The 6,592-nt window shown below is 66.3% G+C and carries 6 protein-coding genes and 1 tRNA gene; 5 read left to right on the top strand and 2 right to left on the bottom strand.

Translation table 11 applies throughout. The features are described from left to right. Both RMN73_RS08710 and RMN73_RS08705 read left to right on the top strand, forming a co-directional pair. On the top strand, positions 1–288 hold a 288-nt coding region (locus RMN73_RS08710; protein ID WP_309602929.1), incomplete at its 5' end, for a hypothetical protein. A gap of 113 nt (positions 289–401) precedes the next feature. Continuing rightward, a complete protein-coding gene (locus RMN73_RS08705) occupies positions 402–1,784 on the top strand; it encodes an RNB domain-containing ribonuclease (RefSeq protein WP_309602928.1) in 1,383 nt (460 codons plus the stop codon). On the opposite strand, the gene cmk is transcribed toward RMN73_RS08705, so the two are convergent. Further along, positions 1,781–2,407 carry a (d)CMP kinase gene (gene cmk / locus RMN73_RS08700; RefSeq protein ID WP_309602930.1) on the bottom strand — a complete coding sequence of 209 codons (627 nt, stop codon included), beginning with the start codon at positions 2,405–2,407 and terminating at the stop codon, positions 1,781–1,783. The two genes, RMN73_RS08705 and cmk, sit on opposite strands and share 4 nt — an antisense overlap. Before the next feature lie 133 nt (positions 2,408–2,540). On the opposite strand from cmk, the gene RMN73_RS08695 reads away from it, so the two are divergent. Together RMN73_RS08695 and RMN73_RS08690 are read left to right on the top strand one after the other, a co-directional pair. Continuing rightward, positions 2,541–2,864 carry a TIGR02300 family protein gene (locus RMN73_RS08695; protein WP_309602927.1) on the top strand — a complete coding sequence of 108 codons (324 nt, stop codon included), beginning with the start codon at positions 2,541–2,543 and terminating at the stop codon, positions 2,862–2,864. 72 nt (positions 2,865–2,936) lie between these two features. Then, positions 2,937–3,012 (top strand) — tRNA-Ala (locus tag RMN73_RS08690). Between the two features lie 33 nt (positions 3,013–3,045). On the opposite strand, the gene RMN73_RS08685 is transcribed toward RMN73_RS08690, so the two are convergent. Further along, positions 3,046–5,034, bottom strand: a complete 1,989-nt coding sequence (locus tag RMN73_RS08685) for a PBP1A family penicillin-binding protein (protein ID WP_309602926.1) — start codon at positions 5,032–5,034, stop codon at positions 3,046–3,048. A gap of 78 nt (positions 5,035–5,112) precedes the next feature. Between RMN73_RS08685 and RMN73_RS08680 the strand changes: the two genes are divergently transcribed. Further along, a complete protein-coding gene (locus RMN73_RS08680; RefSeq protein WP_309602925.1) occupies positions 5,113–6,576 on the top strand; it encodes an ABC transporter substrate-binding protein in 1,464 nt (487 codons plus the stop codon). Positions 6,577–6,592 lie beyond the last annotated feature (16 nt).

Genomic DNA, 6,592 nt, shown 5'->3' with positions numbered 1-6,592 from the left:
GTCGGAATTAAAGATCCCAAAGCGTTGCAGGAAGACGAATGGGTGCGCTTCGTCGCCTATGCAAGTGCCCTGTTTCGCCTTTATGAATCGTCGAGGGTCCAATGGCTCAACAGGCGACTGGACGAAGAACATTGGCGCACGATCGAGCGACAGGCTGCGGACTTCAGTCAGCTCCCGGGGCTGCGCAGCGCGTGGAACCTTCGCGGTCACTGGTATTCGAGCGAATTTCGCAAGTGGTTCGAGGATCTTGTGCCTGAAAAAGACACGCTTCCATATAATCGCGACTAGGGCAGCAGTGAGCGCTGCTTTCCTTTGCACTGAGGTCCGCTTTCCACCCCTTGCAGACATTGCAATGAGGTCGGGCTTTCGCCTGGTGGCGCGAGCGGCTAGCACCCGGCGCCATGAAAGCACTCCGCGATCCCGGGCAGATATTGACCGACGGCCTCGCCGCGATCCGCTTGCAGTATCAGCTCCCCGACTCCTTCCTGCCCGAGGTGTTGGCCGAGGCGGAAGCCGCGGTGCAGCGGCCGCTGTCCGATCATATCGACAAAACCGAGATGCATTTCGTCACGCTCGATCCGGCGTCGAGCATGGATCTCGACCAGGCCTTCTCGATCCAAATTCGCGGGGGCGACATCGTCCTTCACTACGCCATCGCCGATGTCGCCTGGTTCGTCGATGATGGCGGGGCGATGGACATCGAGGCGTGGGCGCGCGGCACCTCGCAATATCTCCCCGATGGCAAGGTTTCGCTTTATCCGCAAATACTTAGCGAAGGTGCGGCGAGCCTGCTGCCCGATGTTGTCCGCCCCGCGATCCTGTTCTCCACCGCGGTCGCCGCCGATGGCATTGCGACGCTCGAGGCGGTCGAGCGGGTCAAGATCCGCAGCCGCGCCAAGCTCGCCTATGAAACCGTTGATCTATCCGAATTGCCCGAAGGATTCGAGGAACTGAACCGCCGGGTCGCATTGGCCGAAGACCAGCGCGGCGCCCACCGCTCCGACCCCCCCGAGCAGGAAGTGGTGGCTCACGACGATCATTACGACCTCCGGCTGAGCCCGCAGGAGCCCGCCGAAGCGCAGAATGCGGCGCTGTCGCTGGCCAACAACCTCGCCGTCGCCGACGCCTTGCTCAAGCATCGCACCGGGCTGTTCCGGGTGATGCCCGAGCCCGAGGGCTGGGCTCTGAAGAGGCTGCGCAACACCGCCAAGGCGCTCGGCATCGACTGGCCCAAGGACCGCGAAGCCCCCGCGATGGAGCGCCTGCTCGATCCGGCGGACAAGAACCAGGCGGCGCTGCTCCTCGCCATCCGCCACGCCAGCCCCGGTGCGAGCTACGCTCCGTTCGCCGCAGGAGTCACGCCGTGGCACGCGGCGATGGCGGCAAGTTATGCCCACGCCACCGCGCCGCTGCGCCGCCTCGCCGACCGCTACGTCGTGATGGCGACCTATGCGGTGGCCAATGGCAGGCCGGTCCCGCCCGCCATCCTCGATGCCTTCGCCCGGCTGCCCAAGGTCATGGCCCGCGCCGATGCGCTGGGCGGCAACCTCCAGCGCGCAGCGATCGACCTCGCCGAAGCGATCGTCCTCAAGGACCGGATCGGCGAGATGTTCAAGGCGGTGGTCACCGACGTCGACCAGCGTGGGCCGCGGATCCAGTTGTGCGGGCTGCCGGTGGTCGGCCGGTTGAAGGACGCCGAGGTGGAGGCCGGCGCGGCGATCAGGGTGCGGCTCGACCTCGCCGACCCCGAAACGCGCAAAATCGGTTTTTCGGTCGTCGCCTAGGACAGGTGGCGTTCGACCAGCGCGATCGCGGCGGCAATCGCCTGGGCGACGTCCAGCTCGCTGGTGTCGAGCAGCATCGCATCCTCGGCCTGGACCAGGGGCGCGGCCTCACGCCCGGCGTCGCGCTCGTCGCGGGCGCGGATGTCGGCGAGGATTTCGTCGAAGTGGACGTTCATCCCCCGTGCCGTCAGCTCGGCGAGGCGGCGGCGGGCGCGGACTTCGGGAGTGGCGGTGACGAACAGTTTCGCGCTTGCGCCGGGGGCGATCACCGTCCCGATGTCGCGCCCGTCGAGCACCGCGCCGCCAGCCTGCGCGGCGAAGTTCCGCTGGCGATCGAGCAAATGCGCGCGGACGGCGGGGTAGGCCGAAATGCGCGAGGCGTAGGAGCCGACGATCTCGCTCCTGAGTTCGTCATCCTCGAACGACACCGCAGACAAGTCGCAAGCCCGCACCGCTTCTAGCTCATTGGCGGGATCGCCGCCGAAGCGGAACAGGTTGAGTGCGACGGCGCGATAAAGCAGCCCGGTGTCCATATGTGGCAGGCCGAAATGCCTGGCCAGCGCCCGGGCGATGGTCCCCTTGCCGCTCGCCGCCGGGCCATCGACGGCGATCACGAGCGGCATGTCGGGGGCGGTGGGACGGGTCACGATGCCGGGGCTTTGACAGTCGGCTGTGGCTATGGCAATGCCCCCGCCGCGTGCTTCCGGCCTTTGTGGCGAGGAAACGTTCAACCGATTAGCCGACTGGAGTATACCCATGGTGAAGCCCGAATGGGGCACCAAGCGCACTTGTCCCAAATGCGCGACCCGTTTCTACGATCTTGGCAAGGATGATCCGATTGGCTGCATCGAATGCGGCAATACGTTCGTTCCCGAGCCGGTACTGAAGTCGAAGCAGCCGATGCCGTTCGAAGTCGCAGCGCCCGCCGCTGACAAGCCCGAAGCGGTCGATGCCGATCTGGCGGCCGAGGATCTGGTGCCCGACGAGGACGAGGAAATCTCGGCCGATGACGAAGTCGATCTGGCGACCGGCGAAGACGAACTGGTCGTCACCAAGGGCGACAGCGACGAAGAACATTAAGAATCGCGGTCGGCGGTGATTTTCAGGTTTGCAGCCGGGAAGATCATCGCCTAATGGCCGCTTCCGGATGACGGGGCCGTAGCTCAGCTGGGAGAGCGCTGCAATGGCATTGCAGAGGTCAGGGGTTCGATCCCCCTCGGCTCCACCATCCAAGAAAAAGGCGCCCCGCAAGGCGCCTTTTTTATTGGCTGTTGAGCAGCTCGTCGAGCGCCTCGGCAATCTCGCGGATCGCGCGGCTGGGTTCACTCCAGCTGTCGGGAATCGGACTTTGACGATCGGGCAATTGCGGCGGCGGCGGGCGGCGCGGGCGGAACGGCAGATCGGGGCCGCGCCGGCGGTCGACCGCCACCGCGCCGGCCATGAAATTGCGCCACAGCTGCGCCGGGGCCGTACCGCCGGTCATCTTGCCGAGCGACTTGTCGTCGTCACGCCCGATCCACACCCCGACCACCAGATCGCCGGCAAAGCCGATGAACAAGGCGTCGCGGTTATTCTGGGTGGTGCCGGTCTTGCCGAAGGTCGGAATGCCGAGCGCGGCGCGGCGGCCGGTGCCCTCGTTCGCTGCCGACCACAACATGTCGAGCATCGGTGACCAGTCACGGTCGCGCGACAAGGTCCCGCCGCGGCTCGAGAAGAAACTACCGATGCCGTTATCGACCTGGGGTTGCGGCAGGCCGTGGCCACGCACCGGATAACGCCCGCTGGCAACGGCGGCATAGGCCGAGGTGAGCTCGATCAGGCTGACCCCGGCCGTGCCCAGCGCAACGCTCGGCGAATCGGGCAAGGGCGAGGTAATCCCGAGCTCGCGGGCGGCGCGCAGCACATTGCCGCGACCGACCCGTTCCGACAATCGCACGGCGGCCGCGTTGCTCGACCGGGCGAAGGCGTCGCGCAGCGTGATATCGCCGCGATAGACGCCGTCGCTATTGGCCGGGGTCCAGCCATCGACTGTTATCGGCTTGTCCTCGATCATGTCGTCAGGCGAATAACCGGCGCGCATCGCGGCGAGATAGACGAACAATTTGAACGCCGAGCCGGGCTGGCGGCGGGCCTGGGTTGCGCGGTTGAACGGGCTGGTCTTGTAGCTTCGGCCGCCAACCATCGCGACGACCCGGCCATCGGGCCGCATCGCCACCAGCGCCGCCTGCGCATCGCCGATTGCGGCATTGGCAATCGCGCGCACCGCCAGCCGCTGGAGGTCGGCATCGAGCGTGGTCGACACTTTGACCTCGCCATAATCGGCTTCAAACGCTTTTTGCGCGGACGGTGCCACCCAGTCGGCGAAATAGGTGCCGGTCGGTACTTTGCCCGACTGGCGCACCGGGACGGCGGAGACAGCCGCACGTGCGCGGGCCGGACTGATGACCTTCGTATCCGCCATTTCCTGCAGCACCAGCCGGCTTCGCTTTTGCGCCCCGGCGAGATTGCGGGTCGGGGCAAGGCGCGATGGCGCCTGAACCAGCCCGGCGAGCATGGCCGATTGCGATAATGATAGATTCTCGGGCTTGCGGTCGAAATAATGGCGGGCGGCAGCACGGAGGCCATAGACGCCATCGCCGAAATAGACCGACGACATGTAACGCGAGAGGATTTCGTCCTTGGTCAGCCAGGCTTCGAGCCAGAAGGCGATGATCACTTCCTGGGCCTTGCGCTTGTACGAGCGGTCGGACGACAGGAAGCTGGTCTTGGCGAGCTGCTGGGTGATGGTGCTGCCGCCCTGGCGGACTCCACCGGCCGAGGCATTGGCGACCATCGCGCGACCGATTGCGCGCGGATCGATCCCCCAGTGGCGGCGGAAGCGGCGGTCCTCGATCGCGATGAATGCGGCGGGGGTCAGCGGGTTGAGTTTCGCGGCCTCGACCGGCTCATCCTTGATCGCGCCGCGCCGGGCGATCGGAATCCCTTCCTGCGAGAGCAACAGGATCGCCGGATCGTCGAGCGGTTCGAGCGCGCGGCTGAGCGGCGCGGTGAAGATCAGCCACAGCAAGGTGACCAGCACCACTGCCGCGACAGCGTAAGCGACATAGCGCCAGCGGCGGCGGCGCGGTGACTTCGGCAGTTGGCTGGAATCGTCACCGGCCGACGGGTCGATCAGCGGCGGTGTAAACGGATCGGGAAGCTCCTCGATATTGCGACCGCCGCGCTGCCAGAAGGTGTCGATATCATTCACTGCCTTAGTCCAGTAAAACACTCCGACGCAGATATCCAGACGCTTGATGAACCCCGACGATACGTTAGACCACGCATCATGCGTCGCTTGATCCTCATCGCCGCCGTGATGGCGCTTGGCGGGTGCAAGCCGGCGGGCAAAGAGGCGCTGGCGGTGATCGTCATCGGCAGCGCCAGCGACAAATTGCAGCTCGCCGATCCCGCCGACGGTCCCCTGTCCGCCCCGCGCCAATTGCTGATGCAGAATGTCGCGCAGGGGCTGGTGCGGTTCGACGCGCGCGGCCAGATCGAGCCCGGGCTGGCCGAACGATGGAATGTCAGCGACGACGGGCTGAGCTACATCTTCCGGATTGGCGCCGGAAAATGGCCCGACGGACGGACGATCCATGCGCGCGACGTTGCCCGCCTGCTGACCCGGCAGCTTCGTCCCGCCAGCCGCAACAGCGTCAAGGACGCACTTGGCGCGGTGCAGGAAATTGTCGCGATGACCGACCGGGTGATCGAAATCCGGCTCGCCGCGCCACGGCCCAATCTGCTGCAATTGCTGGCCCAGCCCGAATTTGCGCTGACCCGTGAAGGGATGGGGACCGGTCCGTTCCAGCCGCAACTACGCACTGCGGCGAAGGATGTCATGCCGTTGCTGTTCGTCGAGCGGGTGGTCGGCGGTCCCGACCGGCGCGAATTGGTCGACCTGTCCGCCGCACCCGCCGCGCGCGCGATTGCCGCGTTCGGCGCAGGCAAGGCCGATCTGGTGCTGGGCGGGACATTTGCCGATTTGCCTTTGGTCGGGCGAACCAAGATCGCGCGATCGACGGTCCGCTTCGATCCGGTGGCGGGCCTGTTCGGGCTGGTCCCGACCCGGCGCAGCGGGCCTCTGGTCAATCCGGTGCTGCGCGATTTGCTCAATCGGTCGATCGACCGCGACGCTTTGATCGCCGCGTTCGGCGTCCCCGGCCTGACCCCGCGTGCCACCCTGCTCCAGTCGGGGCTCGAGGGTCTCGGCGGGCCGGTCCAGCCCGCCTGGATCGCGACTCCGCTCGCCGAGCGACGGGCGGCGCTGGCGGCGGAGGCCAAGGCCTTGGTCGGGTCGGGCGCGCCGATCAGCCTTGCCATCGCGCTTCCCGACGGCCCGGGTGCAACCATCCTGTTCGACCGGTTGGCGGCCGATTGGGGGGCGATCGGAATCGCCCTGGTTCGCGCCGGGCCCGACCGGGTGGCCGATTTGCGGCTGATCGATGCGGTCGCGCCATCCTCCTCCCCCGCCTGGTTCATCCGCTCATTCCGCTGCACGATCGTCCCTTTGTGCTCGACCGAGGCCGACAAAGCGATGGACGATGCCCGCGCGGCCTTGGTCGCCGATCAGCGCGCGGCGTTCATCAGCGAGGCCAACCGCCTGGTCGAAAAGCAGACCCTGTTCTTGCCGCTGGCTGCGCCAATCCGCTGGTCATTGGTCGGCAATCGGGTGCAGGGCTTTGCCGAGAACATCGTCGCGCGTCATCCGTTGACACGGTTGGGCGATCGATTGAGTCGCGACGGTCAGTAGGAAATACGAGGCATGC

The organism is Sphingomonas sp. (genome assembly GCF_031372575.1).
In the GTDB taxonomy this organism is placed as follows: domain Bacteria; phylum Pseudomonadota; class Alphaproteobacteria; order Sphingomonadales; family Sphingomonadaceae; genus Sphingomicrobium.
This window is presented reverse-complemented; position numbering and strand designations above follow the sequence as displayed.